Origin of the sequence: Lactobacillus helsingborgensis (assembly GCF_003173695.1) — a bacterium.
In the GTDB taxonomy this organism is placed as follows: Bacteria; Bacillota; Bacilli; order Lactobacillales; family Lactobacillaceae; genus Lactobacillus; species Lactobacillus helsingborgensis.
This window is the reverse complement of sequence record NZ_CP029544.1, coordinates 285635-310109: the sequence shown is the minus strand read 5'-3', so window position 1 is coordinate 310109 and position 24475 is coordinate 285635. Positions and strand designations below refer to the sequence as shown.

At 37.5% G+C, this 24475-nt stretch carries 24 protein-coding genes and 1 pseudogene; 6 read left to right on the top strand and 19 right to left on the bottom strand.

Annotation, left to right across the window (positions count from 1 at the left end; genetic code table 11):
* Positions 1–26: 26 nt before the first annotated feature.
* The 3 genes from DLD54_RS01505 to DLD54_RS01495 are packed head-to-tail and all read left to right on the top strand — an operon-like array spanning position 27 to position 3116.
* Positions 27–788: an SDR family NAD(P)-dependent oxidoreductase gene (locus DLD54_RS01505; protein ID WP_038521180.1), complete on the top strand. Its 762-nt coding sequence runs from the start codon at positions 27–29 to the stop codon at positions 786–788.
* A gap of 25 nt (positions 789–813) precedes the next feature.
* Positions 814–1815 carry a 2-hydroxyacid dehydrogenase gene (locus DLD54_RS01500; protein WP_109917997.1) on the top strand — a complete coding sequence of 334 codons (1002 nt, stop codon included), beginning with the start codon at positions 814–816 and terminating at the stop codon, positions 1813–1815.
* A gap of 29 nt (positions 1816–1844) precedes the next feature.
* The gene (locus tag DLD54_RS01495; protein WP_046326698.1) at positions 1845–3116 is read left to right on the top strand and encodes a PTS galactitol transporter subunit IIC; all 1272 of its coding nucleotides are present in this window, start codon (positions 1845–1847) and stop codon (positions 3114–3116) included.
* A 65-nt stretch (positions 3117–3181) separates the two neighbouring features.
* Here the strand turns inward: DLD54_RS01495 and DLD54_RS08880 are convergent.
* Both DLD54_RS08880 and DLD54_RS08875 read right to left on the bottom strand, forming a co-directional pair.
* Positions 3182–3418 (bottom strand): annotated as a pseudogene (locus tag DLD54_RS08880) (IS3 family transposase); the annotation flags it as partial.
* A complete protein-coding gene (locus DLD54_RS08875; protein WP_233559188.1) occupies positions 3370–3504 on the bottom strand; it encodes an IS3 family transposase in 135 nt (44 codons plus the stop codon). The gene DLD54_RS08875 and the pseudogene DLD54_RS08880, both read right to left, overlap by 49 nt.
* A 647-nt stretch (positions 3505–4151) precedes the next feature.
* Here DLD54_RS08875 and DLD54_RS01485 point away from each other — a divergent pair.
* Positions 4152–4655: a hypothetical protein gene (locus DLD54_RS01485; protein ID WP_109917996.1), complete on the top strand. Its 504-nt coding sequence runs from the start codon at positions 4152–4154 to the stop codon at positions 4653–4655.
* Positions 4656–4680: 25 nt separating this feature from the next.
* Entirely contained in the window at positions 4681–4920 is a 240-nt protein-coding gene (locus DLD54_RS01480) for a hypothetical protein (protein WP_046325869.1), read from the top strand.
* A gap of 756 nt (positions 4921–5676) precedes the next feature.
* On the opposite strand, the gene DLD54_RS01475 is transcribed toward DLD54_RS01480, so the two are convergent.
* The 15 genes from DLD54_RS01475 to rsmG form a co-directional block, all read right to left on the bottom strand.
* The gene (locus DLD54_RS01475) at positions 5677–6423 is read right to left on the bottom strand and encodes an aspartate/glutamate racemase family protein (protein WP_109917995.1); all 747 of its coding nucleotides are present in this window, start codon (positions 6421–6423) and stop codon (positions 5677–5679) included.
* 30 nt (positions 6424–6453) lie between these two features.
* Positions 6454–8004 carry a UDP-N-acetylmuramoyl-L-alanyl-D-glutamate--2,6-diaminopimelate ligase gene (locus DLD54_RS01470; protein WP_109917994.1) on the bottom strand — a complete coding sequence of 517 codons (1551 nt, stop codon included), beginning with the start codon at positions 8002–8004 and terminating at the stop codon, positions 6454–6456.
* A 33-nt stretch (positions 8005–8037) separates the two neighbouring features.
* Positions 8038–9204: a sensor histidine kinase gene (locus DLD54_RS01465; protein WP_046326693.1), complete on the bottom strand. Its 1167-nt coding sequence runs from the start codon at positions 9202–9204 to the stop codon at positions 8038–8040.
* A gap of 4 nt (positions 9205–9208) precedes the next feature.
* Positions 9209–9895, bottom strand: coding sequence for a response regulator transcription factor CroR (croR, locus tag DLD54_RS01460; RefSeq protein ID WP_038521131.1), 687 nt, complete (start codon positions 9893–9895; stop codon positions 9209–9211).
* Between the two features lie 178 nt (positions 9896–10073).
* Positions 10074–11042: an ABC transporter ATP-binding protein gene (locus tag DLD54_RS01455; RefSeq protein ID WP_109917993.1), complete on the bottom strand. Its 969-nt coding sequence runs from the start codon at positions 11040–11042 to the stop codon at positions 10074–10076.
* 1 nt (position 11043) lies between these two features.
* Positions 11044–12570: an ABC transporter permease/substrate-binding protein gene (locus DLD54_RS01450; protein ID WP_109917992.1), complete on the bottom strand. Its 1527-nt coding sequence runs from the start codon at positions 12568–12570 to the stop codon at positions 11044–11046.
* Between the two features lie 184 nt (positions 12571–12754).
* A complete protein-coding gene (locus DLD54_RS01445) occupies positions 12755–14617 on the bottom strand; it encodes an ABC transporter ATP-binding protein (RefSeq protein ID WP_109917991.1) in 1863 nt (620 codons plus the stop codon).
* A 9-nt stretch (positions 14618–14626) separates the two neighbouring features.
* Entirely contained in the window at positions 14627–16351 is a 1725-nt protein-coding gene (locus DLD54_RS01440) for an ABC transporter ATP-binding protein (RefSeq protein WP_109917990.1), read from the bottom strand.
* Positions 16352–16498: 147 nt separating this feature from the next.
* The gene (locus DLD54_RS01435) at positions 16499–17290 is read right to left on the bottom strand and encodes a DUF1129 family protein (protein ID WP_109917989.1); all 792 of its coding nucleotides are present in this window, start codon (positions 17288–17290) and stop codon (positions 16499–16501) included.
* A 9-nt stretch (positions 17291–17299) separates the two neighbouring features.
* The gene (gene ychF, locus DLD54_RS01430; protein WP_046326687.1) at positions 17300–18400 is read right to left on the bottom strand and encodes a redox-regulated ATPase YchF; all 1101 of its coding nucleotides are present in this window, start codon (positions 18398–18400) and stop codon (positions 17300–17302) included.
* A 25-nt stretch (positions 18401–18425) separates the two neighbouring features.
* Positions 18426–18701, bottom strand: coding sequence for a DUF951 domain-containing protein (locus DLD54_RS01425; RefSeq protein ID WP_109917988.1), 276 nt, complete (start codon positions 18699–18701; stop codon positions 18426–18428).
* A complete protein-coding gene (locus tag DLD54_RS01420; RefSeq protein ID WP_046326686.1) occupies positions 18694–19581 on the bottom strand; it encodes a ParB/RepB/Spo0J family partition protein in 888 nt (295 codons plus the stop codon). Before DLD54_RS01420 ends, DLD54_RS01425 begins: the two co-directional genes overlap by 8 nt.
* Positions 19559–20338 (bottom strand): ParA family protein, encoded by a 780-nt coding sequence (locus DLD54_RS01415; RefSeq protein WP_038521105.1) that lies wholly within the window; start codon positions 20336–20338, stop codon positions 19559–19561. The genes DLD54_RS01420 and DLD54_RS01415 overlap by 23 nt, the downstream gene beginning before the upstream one ends.
* 15 nt (positions 20339–20353) lie before the next feature.
* Positions 20354–21202 (bottom strand): nucleoid occlusion protein, encoded by an 849-nt coding sequence (gene noc, locus DLD54_RS01410; protein ID WP_109917987.1) that lies wholly within the window; start codon positions 21200–21202, stop codon positions 20354–20356.
* A gap of 15 nt (positions 21203–21217) precedes the next feature.
* Positions 21218–21940: a 16S rRNA (guanine(527)-N(7))-methyltransferase RsmG gene (gene rsmG / locus DLD54_RS01405; protein WP_109917986.1), complete on the bottom strand. Its 723-nt coding sequence runs from the start codon at positions 21938–21940 to the stop codon at positions 21218–21220.
* Between the two features lie 157 nt (positions 21941–22097).
* Here rsmG and DLD54_RS01400 point away from each other — a divergent pair, with 157 nt between their 5' ends.
* The gene (locus DLD54_RS01400) at positions 22098–22634 is read left to right on the top strand and encodes a CvpA family protein (RefSeq protein WP_109917985.1); all 537 of its coding nucleotides are present in this window, start codon (positions 22098–22100) and stop codon (positions 22632–22634) included.
* A gap of 53 nt (positions 22635–22687) precedes the next feature.
* Here DLD54_RS01400 and DLD54_RS01395 read toward each other — a convergent pair whose 3' ends face one another.
* Positions 22688–23617: an FAD:protein FMN transferase gene (locus tag DLD54_RS01395; RefSeq protein WP_046326681.1), complete on the bottom strand. Its 930-nt coding sequence runs from the start codon at positions 23615–23617 to the stop codon at positions 22688–22690.
* Positions 23618–23627: 10 nt separating this feature from the next.
* The gene (locus DLD54_RS01390; protein WP_109917984.1) at positions 23628–24419 is read right to left on the bottom strand and encodes a tyrosine-protein phosphatase; all 792 of its coding nucleotides are present in this window, start codon (positions 24417–24419) and stop codon (positions 23628–23630) included.
* Between the last annotated feature and the right edge of the window lie 56 nt (positions 24420–24475).

The following is a 24475-nucleotide window of genomic DNA, read 5'->3' as shown; positions in this document are numbered from 1 at the left end:
AAATTTAATTTTAAGGAGGATTAATAATGAAACTAGGACTACAAGGTAAAAACGCATTAGTAACCGGTGGTGCTACAGGTTTAGGACAACAATTTGTTTTAGCTTTAGCAAAAGAAGGCGTCACAGTTGCTTTTAGTTATTTAAATGAAAAAGAACATCCGGAAGTAACACTGGACAAAGTAGAAAAAGAGACTCATCAAAAAGCTTACGGCTTTAAAACAGACTTGTCCCAAGTTGATCAAGCCAGAAAACTGTTTGATGAAGCCCACGAGCAGTTGGGACAAATAGATATTTTAATTAATAACGCCGGTATCTGGCTAAGTGGCAAAGTAACGGAAATTAAAGAGCAAGATTGGGATTTGGAAATGAAAACCAATCTTAGGGCACCATTTCTACTTGCCCAAAAATTCGCACTTGCCGCCAATAAGGAAAAACACGGCGGCCACGTTTTAAATGTAACTAGTCAGGCCGCTTACTATGGTTCAACAACCGGACACTCTCATTATGCTGCATCAAAGGCAGGCTTAATAGCTTTTAATGCCTCTTTTGCCAGAGAACAGGCTCAAAACGGCATCAACAGCAACAATATTGCTATCGGTATCATGCATACCAGAATGATTCAGGCCAATCTTGACAAAGATCCTAATTATTATGTCAGCAGGATTCCAATGGGCAGAGTGGTCGAACCAGAAGAAATTGCCAAAATGGGCACGCTGTTAGTTTCCGATGTCTACAGCTATATGACTGGAGCAACAGTAGATTTAACCGGTGGAATGCTGATGCATTAATCAGAAAGTTAAGAGGAGAATAATTATGAAAATAATAGCATTTGGAGATAACTTGATTACTCCCGAAATGTTAAAAGCAGGTTTAACACAATTTCAGGAAAATGGCGACATTGTAGAAATTCGTGATTGGAGCCATGAAACCGTAGAAAGTTTGCAAAATGACAATATTAAAATTGAACAAGAAGGAGCGAATGCAGTCGAAATTACTGACCAAAATTTGTTAGCTGAAATAGCAGATTATGACATGATCATTACGCAGTTTATGCCAATCGGAAAACAGGTCATTGATCTGGCTCAAAACCTTAAATACATAGGTGTTTTAAGAGGTGGTATGGAAAATGTAGATGTGGATTATGCCCAAAGTAAAGGGATTAAAGTGATTAACACTGCCGGACGCAATGCACGAGCAGTTGCGGAATTCACCGTTGGTATGATTTTAGCCGAAACCAGAAATATTGCCCGTACTAATGCCAAAATGCACGAAGACATTTGGTACAAGGATTTTCCTAACAAAGATAATATTCCCGAAATTGGTGGTAAAACCATTGGAATCATCGGTTTTGGGCACATCGGCCAATTAGTAGCTCAATTTTTAAAGGGCTTTGGTGCCAAAATTATTTTTTACGATCCTTATGTTAAGGGTAACAATCTTTATGCCGAAAAAAGCGACAGCATTTCAGCTCTAATTAGACAATCCGATATTATTACAATTCACATGCGGGCTACGGAAGAAACCCATCACATTATTGACCAAGATATGTTCGATTTAATGAAACCCACGGCCTACTTTATTAATACGGCGCGTTCAGCTCTGGTCGATGAAAAAGCTCTGATTGCTGTACTCAAGCAGGGCAAAATTGCGGGTGCAGCTATTGATACTTTTGACGATGAACCATTACCCGCAAACTCTGCATTTTTAAGTTTGGAAAACGTTACTTTAACCTCGCACTTAGCTGGTTCTACCGCCGATGCTTTCAAGAATACTCCAAAACTATTTGCTGAAAGATTTTTAAGTGCACAAAAATAACCATGAATAAATAAATTGGAGGTTATTAAATGGCTTTTATTAATTCTATTATCGGTTTGGGCTCCGCCGTCATGATGCCTATCATCTTTTTTATCGTTGGTCTAATCTTCAGAATGCATCCTGCAAAAGCTTTTAAAGCAGGTATGCTGGTTGGAGTCGGCTTTACCGGAGTATCAATGGTAATTAACTTGATGCTTGGCGCTTTGGGTCCAGCATCTAAAGCAATGGTTGAACGACTAGGCTTAAAGCTCACAGTCACAGATGTTGGTTGGGGAACGGCGTCTACTATCGGCTGGGGCTCGCCAATTATGTTAGTTGCAGTAGTAGGCTTTTTAGTCATAAATGCAATCTTATTGTTTTTAAATTTAACTAAAACGGTTGATCTTGATATCTTCAATTTTTGGATCTTCCTCTTAGTTGGCGCCGTTATCTACGCCGGGACCAATAATTACTGGATCGCTATTATTGCTGATTGGATTATTTACACTTTGACTTTAATCATCGCTGATATCACACAACCTATCATTCAAAAGAAATTTCCTAACAAGGACTTAAATGGCATTTCTTTTCCCCACTTAACATGTTTGGCCTGGGTACCTTTCGGTATCATTGGTAATTGGATCTGTGAACATATCCCTGGTTTGAATAAAATCCAGTTAGATCCTGAAACTATCAACAAAAAAATGGGTATACTTGGCGAACCAATCAGCTTTGGGGCAATTATTGGTGTATTAATGGGCATCTTAGCAAATTATAGTTTTTCTAAAATTTTAACATTAGGGGTTAATATCGCTGCCTCAATGTACTTATTGCCCATAGTTGTTAACGTATTAGTATCTGGACTCGTGATGGTTAAAGATCACGTTAATGCCAAATTGAAGGATTGGTTTCCTAAAAGAAAATTCTACATTGGCATGGATACCGCTTTACTAATTGATGATCCATCAGTGCTTTCAACAGGACTGTTACTCTTGCCACTGGCAATAATTTTAGCCTTTCTTTTGCCTGGTAATAAAGTACTGCCTTTTGCTGATTTAGCTTCACTAATGTTTCTCTTTGCTTTGGTTGCACCATTTTGCAATCGTAACATTTTCAGAATGCTTATCTCGGGTTTATTAATTATCATCACCATCTTTTATATTGGCACTTCTATTGCACCCGAATTTACTAAAGCGGCTTTACAAGCAAATGTTACTTCGATTAAATCTTTTAGTTCAATAACCAACATTGTCGGCTCAGCTACAACTTGGATTGGCTGGATATTTATTAAAGTTAGCGAATGGATTGCTGCCATTATTTAGGCAAATTCAATCCAAAATAAACCCTCAGACTTTGAAGTGCAACTAAAAAGTTAGACATTTTATTATTAAGCAAGACCTAACGCACGATTCCGATATTTAATCGGAGTCGTGTATTTTAGTTTAATCTTGATTCTTTTCTGCTTGTAATACTCAATGTAGTCTCTAATCGCATCTTCCAGTTCAGTGAGATTTTTAAACTGTTTTTCAAAGCCATAAAACATTTCTAGTTTGAGTATCCCGAAAAAGCCTTCTATTAATCCATCATCAAGCGAATTGCCCTTGCGTGACATTGATTGACTAATAAACTGCGACGCTTAAGTTCTGCAGTAATGCGGCGATAGCCATAGCGGTGCTTGTGTTCTTCATAAATAGCTTTGATTTCAGTCATTATTTCTCGATTATCCCGCTCTTTGTCCTTCTTCTTTAAAGTGTAGTAGTAAATTACTACGGGATAGATGGGGCAGATTGGGATTGGCATTAATGGTATCAAGAATAAAAGTTACGCTGACTTTAAGCTCGCGCCTTAGTTGGGTAACTGCCAGGGCTCTTTAGAACATAAAGAAAAAATATTGCTAATGGCCTAAAAGAGCCAGTTCGAAAAAATGAACACTGGTGGCAAAAAATTTTTAAGTAATTGGGCATAAGACCTTGAGACATATTAAGATCACTTCTAACTGGCTTATAATTATTCACTAACAATAGGGAACTTAACGTTTAAAAGTAACGTATTCAAAGTTATTTTGACAATAATTTCACCTACTATAATATTAATTTTCACTGTATTTTTTAAATAAGTAATCACTATTTCAAATGACTCGTAAGAGTCATTTTTTATTTTATCTTCTAGTTATTAATCTTTGAAAAACTTGATAATTTCATATTATAAAGCACAAATTAACTGGATATTTAACGAACTATATGTTTATATATACATAACTATTTTTTAATATTATTTATTGACAAATTTTTATACTGAATTATAGTTTTAATATCAATGTCGACATTGACGAAAAATATTATGAAAGGTGTACTATTATGAAAAGTACCATTAAAAAATTGGGAATTTCTCTTGCAGCAGCAAGTTTTATAGGAACGACTATGGCAACAACTGTAGTAAATACATTTGCTGCTACGGATAACTCCGTAAGTAATTCCAATGAAAATCAAAACGACAGTTCATATGAGGCATTGTACGGTTCATTAACTAAAGATCAACAAGATGAGTTTGATCAAATTGTTAATGGTGCTGGACTTAGTGAGGAGCAACAGAATACTCTCTTACAAGATAAAATTACTGAACAAAACAATAACCAGACGCGTAGTTTAAAGTTAGAAACAATTAAAGAAATTGCCAAATATGTTGCTAAAATCACTGGTAACAGTTTAAAAGCTAAATCACTAAAAGCTTTTGTAAACTTTCTAACTGATTATGAAGGTAAAGCTGAAGATGGTATACGATATGCACTAATTCATTATTTTCACTTTAACAGCACAGTCGCTTACTGGACCGCACGAACAATCGTATTTATCTATCTTTAAATAATCTAAAAGGTGTGACTATAACATGAATACTACTTTAATAATAATCATTATCTTGGCTCTAGAGCTTTTGCCAATCGATACTTGGCTTGCCAGATATAATATGACGCTTGCTATACCTATCTTTTTTACTTTAGCGTTGATTGCTGTATTTCTCCTCTCTCTAGTGGGCTTTGCAAAAGCTTTTCATTGGTATGATTATCTAATAACAGTTATTACATGTGTTTATGAGTGGATGATATTCTTCAGAAATAACAAAAAATAAGCAACCCAAATACCAAATACGCAAATTAATTACAAATTAAGCAAATTAAATACCTAATCAAAAAAATAATTCCATATATACCAAAGCAACTTCGCTTAACATAGTGTACATTAAGTGAAATTGCTACGAAACTTAGAGCTGTATGGCTTAAAACTGCAGCAAATAATTGTTTGTGAATTTGAAGCCGTATAGCAAAAGGGAAGGTTGATTTAACAGCCTTCCCTTTTTTCGTTACCTGATAATTTAACAATTAGACCAATTGCTTCATTTCAGCTTATTTACTACCTTTCATTAAAAAATACCGATCAATCATTTTGCATAATACGTGCGCAATTACTGGTAAAAATACCATAGTGACTGCCAAACTGGCATTTGTTGCTAGCATAGCTTTCGCCACTTTCCAAGATTTACCCCAGAGTAGCTAATCCTTATTGGCTTTGCTGCAAACTTTTTACTTAAACCCAAAATCGGTTATAACGTGAGTAGATGTTAGTAAAGCTCTCACGCTAAGAGCATGGGACTAGCTATCTCATATTTATTATTAGATATTAAACCCGCTCCATTTAGCACCTTTTTCAACGCCAAGTGAAAATTACCCCTGCTGTATAATAATATAGCATGACCGATTAAAATACGACCAAACAAAAAAAGCATGAACCTTTGATGTGTACTGAAGTGACCCCCAAATTTGTCCTAAATTTGGGGGTCACTTCAGGTTATTAATCTTTTTAAACTTCTTTAAGCAGTTTATTTACCTTAATACAAATACTTCTTAACCACTGTTTGTGGATCCATCCCTGAGCGTATTTGCAACTCCAGTTCAATTGCAACATCGGCAATAGTAACTTGCGGGTCAATTACATTATAAGGGTGATCTGGCGCTTTTTCCTGAGCCAGTGATAATTCCGTACAACCAAGCAAAATCACATTGCAACCGTATTGATCATGCATTGTACGCAATATCCGGTGATAGAGTTCTTTGTCAACTACACCCTTTTCTTTGATATTCGAGTAGATCAATTCGGTAACCATTGGTTGAATTTCTGGACCGCCAAGCTCAGCTTCGCGACCTACTTGCTTAATTTCATCTTCATATAAATGGTCATAAATAGACCCTTCTGTAGCAATTAACCCGATCTTTTTTTCATTGGGATAATCGACTAAGAACTTATGCACGGCAATACGCATCATATTTAAGAAGGGAACATCAGTTAAGTTTGCCAGATCATCATAAAAATAATGAGCAGTATTACATGGCATGATAAAAAAGTCAGGCTTTAGCGGCGCTTGCTGCAAAACATCATCACGTAAGGCATTAAAAAAATTAGGCTTACTGTGATCTTTAATATAGGTGGTGCGATCGGGAACTTGTGCATCATTCACTAAAATATAATTCAAATAATCCTGATCCTTAGTAATTTTAATGCGATGATTAATCATACGCACAAAACTTTCAGTGGCAATAGTGCCCATCCCGCCAATAATAGTAAAAAAATTTTTCATTATACCAACTTTTCTAATCGTTAAAGTTTTTTAGCCTTCTAATTTAGCAATTACTTGTTGCGCAACCGTAATATCGGAAGGATATGGCGTATCTACACCGCGCACTTTTTGATAACCATCTGCTCCTTTACCACAGATAAGAACAATATCGCCCTTTTTAGACATACTGATAGCATCTGCGATTGCCTTTTCTCGATCTAATTCAATTGTGACGTCAACCTTAGAATGATCAATTCCAGCATCAATTTCCTGGGCGATTTCCTGTGGGTCTTCAAACCCCGGGTCATCAGTGGTTAAAAAGGCCTTATCGGCAAACGCATTTAAGCTATGACTAAATCCTGGACGCCGCGAAACGCCCTTATCACCGGGTGCGCCCACAACCACAATAATCCTAGGATTATCAAATTCACGTTGCATAAAGCCCATTAGTGCCATCATTGACGCTTCATTATGAGCATAATCTACAACTACCACACCGTGGTCCTTGGTAACTTGGGTTTGCATCCGCCCAGGTACTGTAACCTGACTAATGCCTTTAGCAGCGGAATCATGATCCATACCCGCTAGTCCGGCTCCAATTACAGCAGCTGTGCCGTTAGATTCGTTAAAGTCACCTAACATTTTCAACTGGTAATTACCACTGATATTCAGCTTCTTTGCTTTAGGAGTTACGCACAGCACTTGGAATTTAGTCCGCACCATATCCAGCTCCTCAGTTGCAAAGCGAAAATCAATCGTCTGTTTTAAATCCGGATTAGTAAATTTCTCATCAGCAAATAAATAAATACTGTCTGGATCAGTAGTTGTTGTGGCGGCAGCATAAACTTCAGCAAAACGATCAGTTTGAGCATTAATAATGCACTTGCGTGCATTAACCAATAGCTGCAATTTGCAATGCAGATAATCTTCAAAGTTAGGATGCTCATTTGGTCCAATATGATCTGGAGAAATATTTAAAAAGAAACCTAAATCATAGGTCAAACCAAATACTCTGTTTTTCTTATATGCTTGGCTCGATACTTCCATAACCATGTGGGTCATGCCATTATCAACAGCTGTTCTCATATCACGGAACAAGTCTAATGATTCGGGCGTAGTCAAACTTGATTTAAAAGTATCTTCTTTTTCTGGTCCTACTACAGTATTAACAGATGAAATTAAAGCGGTTTTGCCACCATTCATTTGGTCCAGCATCCCTTTTAAAAAGTACGCCGTGGTTGTCTTACCTTTAGTACCCGTGATCGCTACTACAAACAGATCATCTTGCGGGAAACGGAAAAAGGCAGCGGATAACAAAGCCATTGCCTTTGAAACATTGCGCACAATTAGCGCATGCATCCCTTTACCTTCTGGGTAAGGCTGTTCAGCTACATAGCAGTTAGCACCATTAGCTTTTGCCATTGATAAGTATGTGGGGCGAAAGCCGGCTCCCTTACAAAAGAACAGTGTGTTCGTCTGAACATCGCGTGAGTCATAAGACACATATTCCATTTTAGATGAAACAGTATCTTGAACTGCGCTGGACTTAAGCAGATGGTGTTCTTTTAAAATTAAAATACAGGTATTTAAAGAAATACTCATGCTATACTCCTCTATTTATTATCTCAGTCAAAATTATACCACAGCTGCGCCGGGGTTTTGCTCACTCTTTAAGTTTAATGGCAGGCAAATAATGAAACGGGTCCAATCCTGATCAGATTCACAGCGAATTTTACCATGATGTAAATCAACAATGCTTTTGGTAATTGATAATCCCAGTCCTGTACCACCGGTTTGGGTATTCCGTGAACCTTCTACCCGGTAAAAACGTTCAAAGATTTTTTTAAGCGAATCAGCCGGAATTTGGGCACCATTATTCTCTACGCGTAACTCTACCTCATTGTTGTTAACTAAATTGGCAATCAGGTTGATCTGCGTGGCACCGGTGCCGTACTTTAAAGCATTGGTAATCAGGTTGTTATAAACGCGAACCAACTTTTCCGCATCAGCTTCAATGGTTAAATTCTTCGGTCTGGCTTCAATATTAAATACTATCCCTTTTTCCTGACCTTCGAATTCAAAACCAGCTGCTACTTGCTCTAACATAGAAAAAATATGCAAAGAAGACAAGTTTAGTTTGGTACTAGTTGATTTTAATGTGGTATATTCAAGCAAATCGTGAGCCAGCGACTTCATCTGTTCTGCTTTCATATACGCAATATTAAGATATTTTTGTTGATCTGCTGGATCCGACACCCCCGATTTAAGTAATCCCAAATAACCGATAATAGAAGTCAAAGGTGTCCTGATATCATGAGAAACATTGCTAATCAGTTCGTCTTTAGACTTTTCAATTGCTTTTTCTTCATTAATTGCATTCACGGTACTGTCAACTAGTGAATTGATTGAATCAATAACCTTTTGCAAATCGGTTTTAACCTTAAAAGATATGGTATGGTCAAAATGTCCTTTAGCAATATAATGCAATTCGGAAATAACGTGCCTTAATTGCATTTGGTGATAGCGCCGAATTAACCGCCAATAAAGAACGATTAAGTCACCAACTCCCATAAAAATGATAAAAGTATTCTGCCATGACCATAAGTGGCGTCCACCGGCAAAAGTAATAGTCCTTTTTAAAAAATAAATGCCATTAACCAGGTTTTTATTTTGTAAAATTGTCAAGTTGATTAAAATAACTACTGACAGGTTTAATAGCAGGAGCAGAATAACAGTTATCACACCTTCAGCAAACAACTCACTCTTTTCAGCAGCTGTCAGCTTGACCCGTTCTTTTTTCATTTAGCTAAGCCTCAACTTTATAGCCTACACCCCAAACAGTCTGAATGACATCCTCGCCGCCAGTCGCTTTTTGAATCTTATCGCGCAAGTGCGAAACATGTACCATGACAGTCTTAGCGGAAACAATTGACTCTTGTTGCCAAACCCGTTCAAAGATCTCATCAGCAGAAAATACGCGGTTAGGGTGACTGGCTAATAAGTACAGAATACCAAATTCTAAAGCTGTTAATTGAATATCCTGACCATCAATCGTTTTAACTTCATGAGAATCACGGTTAATAATTAGCGGTCCTACCTCTAAAATATCAGGTTCATCGTCTTTAACCTGCTTTTGACTACGACGTAACAGTGAACGAACACGCGCCATTACCTCTAACGGATTAAATGGTTTAGACACATAGTCATCGGCTCCAGTAATTAACCCCTGAATTTTATCCATATCACCGGTTTTGGCTGATACAATAATAATAGGAATATCTGAATCCTTACGTACTTCTTTAATAACATCAATACCGCTCATATTAGGCATCATGACATCTAAAATCATCAGTGCAATATCTGGAGTAGTTGTCAGCTTGGTAATTGCTTCCTTGCCGCTATAGGCAACAACGGGAGTATATCCTTCGTTTTTAAGGTAAATACTTAACAATTCGACGATTTCTTTATCATCATCGACAACTAAAATTTTCATAGGGCTTATTTCCCTTCTTTTTATTTATTAATTATATTTGTTTTATTTTTGTAGTCTACTAAATATAGTGTAGCAGAACTTATGTCTAATATTTTAGACAATTTTGTAACAAACTACTAATATTCAGGCACAACTTTATCGTTTTATTAAAAAAGCTGGAAAAACTCCAGCTCATTTTTTAGTTTAATTTATTAATACCATTTAAGTATGCCACAAGCCATTGTCGGTCAACGAAACCTAAAAATGTGCCATTTTCATTTTGCACGGCAACTTCTTCCTGCTCACTTAAGATTGCTAAGACCTTGGCAAGTTTCTCATCAGCTCTAACCTTAGTCATAGATGCTAGTGTTGCTGTTTTTTTCTGCTTAAATTCATTAAACAAAGCGGCTTGCCTTAAAGGTGTTTCATACAAGTCATTACCAAGACTGCCCTTGAAAAAGTCCTTGACATACTTATTTGCCGGATGCCGCAATATTTCCTGAGGCTGATCAACCTGCAATAATTGCCCATCTTTCATAATGGCGATCCTATCAGCTAAACGTAAAGCCTCATTCATGTCATGGGTAACAAAGATAATGGTATTGTGCAGTTGCTTATGCAGATCAACTACCAAGCTTTGTAAATTGGCACGAGAAAGAGGATCAAGGGCGCTAAAGGGCTCATCCATTAAAACAATCGGCGGCTTAGAGGCGATTGCCCGTAAAATACCAATTCGCTGCTGCTCACCACCAGATAATTCATGAGGGTATCTCTTAGCATATTCCTCTGGATTCAGCCCCACTTCTTGTAGTAACTTGGCGGCAGTTTCTGCTAAATTGCCTTTATTTTCCTGTATTTCAGGAATTAGGGTGATATTTTTAGCAACAGTCATATTAGGAAAAAGAGCAATTTGTTGCAACACATAACCAATTTGCCAGCGCAATTTCTGCACGTTATATTCAGTAGTAGGACGCTGATTGACTAAAACGCGGCCATCATTAGGATCTTCCAAACGGTTAATCATCTTAATAGAAGTAGTTTTCCCACTGCCAGAATTGCCTACAAGAACAAAAAGCTCACCCTGCTGAATATCAAGATTAAGATCATTTACCACTACTTTATCAGCAAAAGATTTTTTTACATGTTCAAATTTAATCGCTGAAGTCATTTTAATTCTCCTTAAGCAAATGCTGTTTCACTAAAAAGTCATGCGCTACCTGTCCCGGATCCATGTTTTTAACATTTACTTTGTAGTTCATCTCCTGCATTTGTTTTTCAGTTATTTTACCGGCCAGCTTATTCAAACTGCGGACAATTTGGGGATGTTTACGGGCAAAATCATTGCTCATTAAAGGTGCGCCTTGATAAATCGGGAAATTATGCCTGTCATCCTTTAAGATACTTAAATGATATTGCCTTAATTCACTGTCTGTTGAGTAGGCATCAACAATATTAACTTTATTTTGGTCAATTGCCTGATAACGCAATGCCGGTTCCATTGATTTAACAGGGAAATCAATTTGATATAATTTTTTAATTCCTTTAAAGCCATCATCACGATCAATAAATTCTAGCGTCATGCCACCCTTTAACTGATTGGTAATGTTAGCTAAATCACTTATTTTGGCCAAATGATTTTTCTTTTTAAATGATGTTTTAACGGCTAAAGCATAGGTATTATCATAGGCCATAGGTTTAAGCAGTGTGAGCTTATCCTGTTTATTCATTAAATTTTTGGCCTTTTCATAAGTTTCTTTTTCGGTTAAACCCGCAGTTTTGACTGGGGTTTTAGCAAAAGTTTCCAAAACAGTTCCCGTAAACTCCGGATAGATATCTATCTTACAGTTTTTCAAAGCACTGAATAAAAAAGTGGTCTTACCAAAATTAGGTTTTAAAGTAACTTGAACGTGAGAATCTCCTTGTTCAATTAATTCCTTATACATATTAATTAAAATATCGGGTTCAGATCCCAATTTACCGGCAATAGTAATAGTTTCTTTTTGATTTGCGGCAGCTTCATAAATACCGCTGCCTGCTAAAAACAAGACACAGACCAGCAAAATACCCAAAGCTGCTTTGACAGAGGCGTGTTCTAACCACTTAATTAAAGCACTTAGGGTAATAGCCAAAACGCCAGAGCAAACTGCACCAATTACTATTAACCCAGTATTATTGCGGTCTATTCCCAGCAAGATAAAGCTGCCAAGACCGCCGGCGCCAATTAAAGCAGCCATAGTGGCGGTGCCAATAATTAAAACCAAAGCAGTTCTGATACCCGAAATAATAGTAGGCATTGCTAACGGCAATTCCACTTTGAGCAATTTTTGCATGCGAGACATCCCGAATGCGTCCGCGGCTTCTTCCAGTGCCGGATCAATCTCAGTTAAGCCTAAATAGGTATTTTGAAATATTGGCAATAAAGCATAGACTACAAGCGCAATTACTGCTGGGACTGTGCCAATGCCGACTAGCGGAATTAATAAACCCAGCAATGCTAAAGAAGGAATTGTTTGCAGAATACTGGCAACTTGCAGTAAAAATTCTGCCGCCTTGCTATGCTTCACAGCCCAAAAAGCTAACGGCATTGCAATTACCATTGCAATCAGCAATGAAAGAAGTGATATTTGTAAATGCTGCAATAAGGCAATCCCCAAATCACCCTTGCGTTCACTTAAGATTTGTATAATTTGATTCATTGCTTAATTCCTTCGCTTTACGTCAATTTTTAGGTTAATAACTAAAATAATAATAGCTCTAGTCTGTTAAATTCTTTTGTTTTACCATAACACAAACTCATATTTTAAAAGTAATAATTGCTTATAGTCTTAATAGACACAAAAAAATATTCCCAGTCATTTAAAAACTAGGAATATTTTTTACTTATTCTATTTCTTTTTTACCCGTATACAGCTCGTAATAGTAGCCCTTTTTCTTTAAGAGCTGATCATGATTACCAGCTTCAATAATATGACCATGATCCAAGACCAAAATCAAATCTGAGTTAATTATTGTTGATAAACGGTGCGCAATAACAAAACTGGTTCTGCCGGCAAGCAAATTATCCATACCCGCCTGAACCAATTTTTCAGTTTGCGTATCGATACTTGAAGTTGCCTCATCCAGAATCATCACTGGTTCATCGGCAATCATTGCCCGCGCTATACTGAGCAGTTGCATTTGGCCTTGGGATAAATCACCACCGTTACCATCAATAATAGTCTTATAGCCTTCATCTAAATGATGGATAAATTCATCAGCATGAGATAAGTGGGCTGCTTGATAAACATCATCGTCACTAGCTTCAGCATTACCAAAGCGGATATTGTCCATCACCGTTCCGGTAAACATGTGAGTGTCTTGCAAAACTATTGATAATGACCGTCTCAGATCATCCTTTTTTATCCTGCTAATTGGAATACCATCATAAGTAATCGTTCCTGAATTAATTTCATAAAAACGATTGATCATGTTTGAAATAGTGGTTTTACCAGCACCGGTTTCACCAACTAATGCTACTTTCATACCAGGTTTAGCATCAATGGAAATATCATACAGAATTTGTTTATTCGGTGAATAACCAAAGTTAACGTGGTCAAACACAATATGACCTTTAACCGTAATTTTCTTGATTGAACCGTCTTTTTGCGGTACATTCCAGTGCCATGCACCTTTGACGTTTTCATCTTTGGTAATAGTGACGTCACCGTCATCAACTTCAACTGATTGATCTTCTAAATTAAAAATCCTTTCAGCACCAGCTAAGGCCATCACAATAGAATTCAACTGCTGTGAAATCTGAGCAATTGGCATAGCAAACTGTTTAGATAACTGTAAAAAGGCACCAATTACACCGAGAGAAAGCGGGGCAATACGATTGATAGCAACCGCTCCACCTAAGACTGCAATTAAAACATACAGCAAATTGCCCATGTTGCCCATAATTGGGAATAAAACTGTAGCGTAAGTGTTAGCCTTGCCAGCAGCTTCTTTTAAAGATTCATTGTAATCATTAAAGTCTTCTTCGACTTCTGGTTCATGACTAAAGACCTTGATAACTTTAAGGCCATTAAGCATTTCTTCATTATAACCATTAACTTGTCCCAATTCCTTTTGTTGCAATTTAAAGAAATGTGAAGAACGGACAGTCAAGAAGCGAACAATAATGATCGAGAGTGCAAAAACAAATAATGTAAAAATAGTTAATTGCCAGCTTAATGTCAGCATTGCTCCTAATACAAAAATTAAGTTTAATGCTGAGTTCATAAATTGCGGAATTGACTGTGAAATCATCTGCATTAACGTATCAATATCGTTAGTGTAGCGACTCATAATATCGCCGTAGTCATTTTCGTCAAAATATGAAATAGGCAATTTTTCCATGTGTTCGAACATTTCGTTACGAACCCTGAACTGTACTTTTTGCGCTAAAACCGCCATTAATACGGCAAAAAGATAGTTGGAAATAAAACCAATAGCATAGCAACCAAACATCACGGCAATTGCATGTAAAAGCGGACCAAAGTTAGGTTGAGCCTCTTTAGTAAGCGGAATGATATAGTCATTGATTAAACGCTCAATAAATAATGACCCTAAAACATTTGCTGCAGCGGTTAAAATAATCGCAACGCTTGAAGTAATGAGCATCCAGGGACTGGTACTGGCAACTAATTTGAGCAGACGTCCCAGAGTTTTCGTACGCTTAGCCGTACTCTTAGTTTTATTATTTTCTACTGCTTTATCCAAATTAATCACCTACTTCTTTTGTTCTTCTTGGAACTTAGCGATTGAACTGTATAAATCGTTACGTTTCATCAATTCATCATGTGTACCAATGTCCTGGATTTTTCCTTGATCCATTACTATGATGCGATCTGCATCCTTAATAGATACAATTCTCTGAGAAATGATAATCTTGGTTGTGTCTGGCATATTCTGACCTAAAGCCTCACGAATCTGCCGTTCAGTCTGTGTATCCACTGCAGAAGTAGAATCATCCAGTATTAAGATTTTAGGCTTTTTCAATAATGCCCGCGCAATAGTAATTCTTTGTTTTTGTCCCCCAGAAACATTATTACCACCTTGCTCAACCATTGTATCGTATTGATCCGGCATTTCGCGGATAAAGTCGTCAGCATGAGCAACTTTGGCTGCAGCAATAATCTCCTCATCAGTGGCGTTTTCATTACCCCACTTCAAGTTTTCCTTGATAGTACCGGAAAAGAGAACGTTATTCTGCAAAACCATAGCAACGTTATCACGCAGGGTCTTCAGGTCATAAGACTTCACGTTATGTCCCGCTACCCGCACGGCTCCTGAATCTGTGTCGTAAAGACGCGGAATCATTGACACTAGCGTTGACTTAGAAGAACCTGTCCGACCAATAATACCAATCGTTTCACCCGTTTTAATATTGAGGTTGATATTATTTAAGGCCAGGTTTTTATCATCTGGATCATACTTAAAGTTTACATGATCAAAAATCACTTCGCCGTTGTTCATGTGCTTTAATGGCTTACGCGGATTTTCAATTGAAGGCTTCTCATTAATGACCGCTGCAACCCTATGACCACTAGCACCTGAAACAACTAACTGGGTAATAATCATAGCCAGCATATTCAAACTGCCCAAAACAGAGTTGGAATATGAAAACATTGAAATCAGTTGACCGGTTTGCAAACTACCGCCAACTATTTCTTTTGCACCAAACCAGCAGATAGCCAAGTTGGAAATGTTTAACACCGCCATAACGATCATTGAGTTAAGCGACATAATTTTCTGTGCTGTAGCAAATAACTTATAAATAAAGCCGGCTGACTTTTTAAATTTAACAGTCTGCGCTTCTTCTTGCACATAAGTCTTAACTTCACGGATACCGCGGATATTTTCCCTAACTACTTGGTTCATGCGGTCGTAACCGCGGAAGATTTTAGGGAAATATTTGCTGGCACTCTTGATAACCAAGCCCAAAAGAATTACAAAAATGGGTGCAACCACAACAAAAACCAGTGACAACCGCGGGCTGACAATAACAGACATGATGATTGAAACCAGCAACATCATTGGCGCTCTGACTGCAATTCTTATTAGCATTTGGTAAGACATCTGAATGTTGTTAACATCAGTCGTCATTCTCGTTACCAAACTGGCACTTGAAAATTTATCAATATTTTCAAAAGAATAATCCTGCACATGATAGAACATGTCTTTACGTAAATTAGCAGCAAATCCAGCTGCGGCATGTGCGGAAGCGTAACTGGCACCTGAACCTAAAATAAGTGAAACCAGGGTCAACACCAGCAAAACTATACCACTCTTAGTAATATAGTCCATGTTCCCTTTCATTATTCCATTATCAATCAAAATACCAACTAAATACGGTATTAACATTTCAATGATAACTTCACCAGTAACAAATAAAGGCGACAGTAAAGATAGTTTTTTATACTGCCTAATTGATTTACGCAGCGTATTAATCATTGAATACCCCTTTCTGATTTTTACTGCATTTGCTTAATTTCGTAAGTGAATTCAGTTTAAAAAGGATAAATAGACCTATGATAAATCTATTTATCCTTTAAAATATATAGTTATCTAAGTATAGCTCTTTTCTTGACAAAAAACACTTTATTTGCTCCTATCAGCTGGAGCAAAGGCAGAACCAATAATTTGGTAGTGCTTCCTAAAGAGCCACCGAATACCATAAACTGCAGCTGCAATAATGAGGTTATATATAGCAGGCAAAGCAGGATTAATAATGCGAAACGCTGGTATTGAAACGATGTAGAGGAATAAAAAGAGAACTACCATTAACAAAATAGAACTCCAGATAAACTTGGACCACGGTATCTTCTTAGTCTTACCGGTACTGGGAACAACCCAATCATTATATTTAGTCATGAAGACTCCTAAAGTTACGCCAATAACCAGCAAAGTCAGAACACCCGTCTGTGGATTATACTTTTCATTTTTTTGGAACAAACCTACTAAACCAAAAAGTCCAAAGAATAAGGCGGTGTAAAACATTGCATTATCCGTAGCATATTGCCAAAATGGTATATCTGACGCTTTTCTTTTCTTAGGCTTCAACATGTCTGCTGCTTTTAACTTAGGAGACATATTATAGTAAGTGCTAGCAGGTTGTCCGTGACGCTGGGCAACTACTAAATCACTTAAAAGGGCATCAATGCGCTTTTGTGCATCTTCACTGCTCATTTTTCCCTGAGCTTCGAGTTCTTTTTGCAAACGAAAAACGTAATCGGAGTTCTTATTACTGAGTTGCTTACGTAATTCAGTGGGTGTCATCTGCTTAACTTCATCGTCCCTGTTTTGGTTGATTACTTTCTCTTTAAGCTTTTGTTGCTTATTTACATCTATGTTAGCTTGATTAGCCTGTTCTTCAGTTTTCTTTTCTGCCATTATTTTTTCCTAAACGTTAAATCTAAATTCAATAATGTCACCATCTTGAACTTCATAGTCTTTACCTTCAAGACGTAATTTACCTGCTTCTTTAACTTTTTGCATAGTTTCATATTGATCAAGATCAGTAAATGAAACTACCTCTGCGCGGATAAAGCCCCGCTCAAAGTCAGAGTGAATTACTCCCGCAACTTGTGGAGCTTTCATTCCTTCATGGAAAGTCCAAGCTCGCGTTTCCGGTCCACCAGCTGTAAAGAATGTTCTCAGTCCTAAAATGTGGTAAGCTGCACGAATTAAACGGTCAAGTCCAGATTCAGTTACGCCTTCTGCCTCTAAAAATTCAGCTTTTTCATCATCTTCTAAACCAGCAATCTCTTCCTCAGTAGCAGCAGAAATACCTAAGCATTCAGCGTTTTCACTTTCAGCGTGCTTTTTAACAATTTGGTAATACTGATCTTTTTCAGGTTCAGCCATTGAGCTTTCTGCAATATTAGCTACGTAAATCACAGGCTTATCTGTTAACAAGAACAAGCCTTTGACGATCTTTTGCTCGTCCTCATTAAAACTGATGGAGCGTACAGCCTTGCCTTCTTCTAAAACCGGCTTGATTTTTTGTAAAACATTAAATTCAGCTTTAGCTTCTTTATCATTTTGCTGGGCAATCTTTTTAACCTTATTAATCCGGCGGTTAACAGCATCTAAATCGGCAATTGCGAGTTCTAAATTAATAGTATTAATATCTTCTTCCGGATCAACTTTACCGGTAACAGAAGTAATATTATCATCTTCAAAAGCCCGCACAACATGAATAATTGCGTCAGTTTGACGAATATTTTCCAAAAACTTGTTGCCGAGGCCTTCTCCTTTGGAAGCACCTTTAACTAAACCAGCAATATCGGTGAATTCAAAAGTAGTGTGAACAATCTTTTTAGCAGGAATTAATTCCTGAATCCTTGCCAGTCTTTTATCTGGAACTTCAACCATGCCCACATTAGGTTCGATTGTCGCAAATGGGTAATTGGCCATCTCCGCACCAGCTTTGGTAATAGCATTAAACAATGTTGATTTGCCGACATTTGGTAGCCCAACAATCCCAGCAGTTAATGACATTTTTATCCTCTTTCTTTAACAAAAACTATTTATTATCTTGATTAAAATTTGGTCGCGCTATGTCATTTTTAGGTACATAAAGCTCGTTTTTAACATTAACGGGATCATTTGCTTTAGTTAAGACTTTTTTCAGATTATGTGTGAATTTAGATCTGGGCATCATTACAATGTGACCACATCCCATACATTTTAATCTGATATCTGCTCCTAAACGCAAAACTTCCCAATCGTTAGTCTTACAAGCGTGAGGTTTCTTCATGAGTACAGTATCAGCTAAATTATAGGAGATTTCTTTATTCATCAAGATCTACTCCCAAAACATCAAGTATTCTATTCAATTCGTCAACTGATGAAAATCCTATTGATAAATGGCCGCTGCCCTTTTTATTTTCGGATATATTGACACTAGATCCTAATTTATCTGCTAATTGATGCTCTGTGGCACGAATAAAAGCGGATTTTTTAACAGTCTTCTTGCGCGGCTTCTTGGAATTAAGGTTAGCAACCAAAGCTTCCACTTTTCTCACCGGCATTCCCTCTTTAACCACTTGCTTAGCCACTTCATCAATTTTATCTTTGTTTTTCAAACCTAAAAGCGTCCGCGCTTGACCCATTGAAAGATCACCATGTTGCAACAAATGCTTAGTTTTGCTAGGTAAGGTCAATAAACGTAGGTAGTTGGCAATATACGGACGAGATTTACCCATTCTCTTAGAAACTTCTTCTTGGGTAAGGCCCAAGTTTTTTTGCAACATTTCGTAAGCTTGAGCTTCCTCAAGCGGTGTTAAATCTTCACGTTGCAAGTTTTCTAACACTGCCACTTCCATCATTTGACTTTCACTAAAATCACGGACTATAGCAGGTATTGTGCCTTTCTTGGCCATCTTCGAAGCCCTAAACCGTCTTTCACCGGCAATAATTTCATAGCCGTTAATAGACTTACGCACAATTATAGGCTGAAAGACACCATTTTCTTTAATAGAATCAGCCAGTTCCTTCAGTGACTTGTCATCAAAATTTTTACGTGGTTGATATGGATTGGGTCTAATATCGCTTAAATTAAGGTCCTGAATTTCTTCTTCGTTGTCCTCGATCTGAGGTTCGTCTTCAAACAGCGCTTCGATGCCGCGACCGAGACCACCATGCTTTTTGGTTTCCTTATTTCTTGAGTTTCTTGCCATGATTCTTTAACACCTCCTTGGCTAAATCGTCGTAAACTTCAGCTCCGCGGGAATTAGGAGCATATTCTGTAATTGCTTCACCATAACTTGGCGCTTCCGCCAATTTGGTAATCCGCGGAATAATAGTTTTATATACTTTATTAGAAAAATAGGAGCGTACTTCCTTGACTACTTCAGCACCTAAATTAGTCCGTGCATCCAGCATTGTGAGCAAAACACCTTCAACACCCAAATCTTTATTGAAGTGTTTTTGGACTAACCTAATGGTGTTGAGTAGCTGACTTAGACCTTCCATAGCATAATATTCACTTTGAACAGGAATTAAAATTGAGTCTGATGCTGTAAAAGCGTTGATCGACAGCTGCCCTAAAGACGGTGGACAATCAATAAAAATAAAATCATAATTTTCACTAATTGTGTCTAAAGCAGATTTTAAGCGGGTTTCCCGTGCCATCATGCTAATTAATTCTGTTTCAGCTCCTGACAAATTAATAGTTGCTGGAACTAAGTCGAGGCGGTTAGTAGAAGTATGGAAAATCGTATCTTTAAGAGGAACATCGTCAATCAACACACTATAAATATCTTGATCAATCTCGGATTTTTCTATTCCCAATCCAGAAGTTGCATTACCTTGTGGATCAATATCTACAATTAAAACTTGGTACCCACGTTCCGCAATTGAAGCTGCTAAATTAATTGTGGTTGTCGTTTTACCGACGCCACCTTTTTGGTTAGCAACCGAAATTACACTCACCATATTTTCCATGCCTTCCTACTTTCTTTTTAATTCAATTGTAATCATATAATCATCAGGATCGTTGTTTTCCTTAAATTTGACCTTGATGCCTGATTGTTGGGCAAGCTTAATTGCCTTCTTAATCGTATTTATTTGTACTTTTAAGTCCTTAGGGATACGATTAACCGACCTGTTCGTTTGCTCAGACTGCTCTTTTTCTTTCGCCTGATTTTTTTTACCGGCAAAATATTGGTCAACATTTTTGACAATTTTTTCAGTGTCATTAACATTCAGGTTATTTGCCAAGATTTCATCCAGAACGCGGCTCTGATCTTTTTCACTCAGTCCAACTAAACAGCGTCCATGACGCGGTGAAATTTCACCACTAGCTAAATAGCTTTGCACCTTGGGCGTTAACTTGAGTAAACGCAACTTGTTAGCGACATAAGATTGGGACTTGCCAATATTTTGCGCCAATGTGGTTTGCGTAAGCTTATTTAACTTCATCAAATTATTGTAGGCCTGAGCTTCATCAATTGGATTTAAATCTTCTCTTTGCAAGTTTTCAATTAAAGCTAATGATGCTGCTTGACTGTCATCCATGTTCTTGACTATTGCTGGAATTTTTTCCCATGCCAGATGTTGAGCTGCCTTTAGTCTGCGTTCACCCGCGATAATTTCGTAATTGTCATTTTTTTCACGTACAATAATCGGTTGCAGTAAGCCTTCTTTATCAAGAGTCGATGCTAATTCACGAATTGATTCCTCGGAAAACTCATGTCGTGGCTGATAAGAATTAGGTTTAATTTTACTTAACTCAATATCCTGAATTTGTTTACTTTTAGGAATTTCTTCATGATGACGCAAAGAAGAAAATAATGACATTTTGAGTCCCCCTGTTTAATGTATTGGTTTACGGTGAGGCGTTCCCGCCTGCCGTGGATATTTTTTAGGCGTTGCCTTTACTTTTTCTATTAGGATAAGCGTGCGTTCCTCTGTACTTTGGGGTAGTTGCAGTTGTTTAACAGCTACTGTTTTACCACCTAAAATGCTTAACGCTTTTTTACTAGTTCCTAATTCATCTTCTGCCTTTGGACCTTTGAGGGCGATAAAATTGCCGCCTTTTTTGACAAGTGGCAAGCAGTATTCACTTAAAACAGCCATGTTGGCTACAGCACGAGCTGTAACAATATCAAATTGTTCACGGTAGCGGCTATTTTGACCAACATCTTCTGCTCTGCCATGCACTAAAGCAACATCTTTTAAGCCCAATTGTGCAATTAAATCCTGCAAAAAATTCAGCCTTTTACCAAGAGAATCAACTATTGTTACTTGCAGGTCCGGTTGCATAATTTTTAATGGTATCGAAGGAAAACCGGCACCTGCACCAACATCGCATAAAGAACTGCTTGACTTCAAAACCGTACTAAAGGTCAAAAGCGGCGTAATGCTGTCATAAAAATGTTTAAGATAAACATCATCTTCTGCAGTTATTCGCGTGAGGTTAACGTGCTTGTTGGCTTCAATTAGACTGTTAAAGTATTGGTTAAATTGGTTGATTTGTTTTTCATTTAATTTAAAATTACGTTTTGATAATTCTTGGACAAACTGTTCAGGATTCATTTTTCACCCGTGAAACCTTGTTTCACACCCTTTAAATTTAACGCTAAAATTGGCTTAATGTAAAGTCAATGCATCCCTTTAATTATGAAATATTTTTCGACTGTCGTCAAAGTCTAAACGACTAAAATAAGCTATAATATCGTCAAAGGAGATAAATATGATAGTTACTTTAATTGTTCTGGCCTACTTGGCACTAAAAACCTACAAAGGTTTTCAAACCGGCTTCACCAGATTAATTATTAATTTGATTTTTGCTGCTATTGTTTTTATTGCCGCAATTCTTTTTCAAAATCCAGTCGGCAATTGGCTATACAGTCAGATAACAGGGCAAAATATTCAGACCACTTTAACTCCCGGAACCAACCTGATGTTGTTTCGCTTTTTAGCATTTTTCGTGATTGTTTTTGTAGGCAAAATGATTGTTAAAGTTTTTAAAGGCTGGGTGCCAAATAAAAACCCCCATGCTACCAATTTTGGTAATCTGCTGGACAGCGTTTTAGGCGCGATAGTGTCTTTTTTCGCCAGTTATTTCTTTGTCTACATCATATTATCAATGCTTAACGCCTTACAGAATCCGTGGTTCATTCAGCAAACCCTTGATTCTTCCTTCATTAGATTTATTATCTACAACACCCCTGGTTTATCCAACGGCCTATTTAACAGTATTTTTAGTATTAGTCGTACCGCTGCTTAAATTGCAGGAAATAACGGCAAAATAAAAGTGCCTTTGAGGCACTTTTTTATTTATCAATTTTGAAAATTGTCATACTCAATGTGTTCATCATTATACACAAAGATGGCACCAATGCGGTCGGGATCGTCATGCCAACCCGCAAGAGGTTTTCCCGCAAAAAACAGCCGTTTACATTCAATTTCAGCTTCAACAGAATCTTTTGTAAATGTAGTGACTCCTGCTAAATTTGTTTCAACTGGATAGCCTGTACGGGGATCAATTAAATGATGATACTTATGACCAGCAACTTCTAAGTAGCGTTCATAGGTGCCACTAGTAACAGCTGAACATTGCGGTACCATGACAGAAGTAATATTTTTGCCCCGAGGCTCTTTTGGATCCTGCACCCCGACTGACCACTGACCATTGGCTCTTTTAGGAGAATCACCAACTAGCAAGATATTGCCGCCAAGGTTAATAATTCCAGCGTGCACACCATAAGCACGCCACAAATCCCTGATTCGATCAGCAATCCAGCCCTTAGCTATACCACCAAGGTCTAATTCCATCCCAGCCTTTCTCAGGTAAACTGTCTGGTCAAGATCATTTAAGTCAACGCTATAAGGATCAATCAGTTTCATTCTCTCTTTAATTTGCTCAGGCTCTGGTACATGAGCATTCTTAAAGCCTATTGACCACAATTTAACTATCGGACCGATAAGAGCATTAAAGCCAAAGTTTTCCCGGCTTTCTTCTACAGCAAGTTTAATTAAATCATAAGTGCCGCTGGAAACTTGTACAGCCTTCTTTCCAGCCGCATGATTAACATCCATTACTTCCGATTCATCACGGTTAACCGTCAATATGTCTTCGTAATGGTCAATTAAAGCAAAAGAATCGTTAATTACTTTCTTATCTCTGGCGCCAAAAACTTGTAAAGTAATTGACGTTCCTAAAGCATGATGTTGTCCTACCTGTTGTTCTAAAGCTAAAGTTTTAATCATAATCTTATCCCTAATCCTCTAAATATTTTTCTCTCATCATTTCTTGCATTTCTGCGTTTATGTCCAGTTGATTAGATATGTATGAATCAATACCGCCAAAATTATCATTAATTGTAATCAAGCTGGTATCAAAGAAAGCATTAGCTACTGAGCCTAGAATGCGCATATTGGCACGAAACTTATCATTTTCTCCCGCTGCTTTAAATTTTTCATCCCGAACGTGACGATAATTATTCAGCAGATAGTTTGAATAAAGGTAGTCCTGTCTAATTACTTCTAGGTCAACACCTAAAATATACAAAAGCACCATCGTTACTAAACCTGTTCTGTCTTTACCTTCTGAGCAATGATACAAAACTGCACCATTAGCAGTATCAGCTACGACACTTACAATTTGATGAATACTGCGCTGAGCTTGCTTATTGTTGATATGTTCACGGTATCGCCTGCACATCATATCAAACCCAGCATATTGATCACGACGGTATTTGGCGAATTCTTTACTCATATCCAAGCCATGACCACCAGTATTATCTTCAGCCGATAGCGGAAACTCATAATGCGTAACGCCCGGTAGATCGCGATCCTGGTTTGCCTTGCATTCTGCTGGCGAGCGCAAATCAATAATTTTAGTTAAACCGTAATCAAGCAAAAAACGCTGGTCGGCAGCAGTTATCTGACTAATATTACCAGACCGCAATAGCCGGTGTGCTTTAATTTTGCCCCCATTAAAGCCAATATATCCCCCTAAATCTCGGGGATTACGCACAGACTTAAGAGGCAGAACAACGGGTTTAGACATGCCAACTTCCTTTCAAACAAAAATAACCGGATAGGACACTCCTATCCGGTTATTTT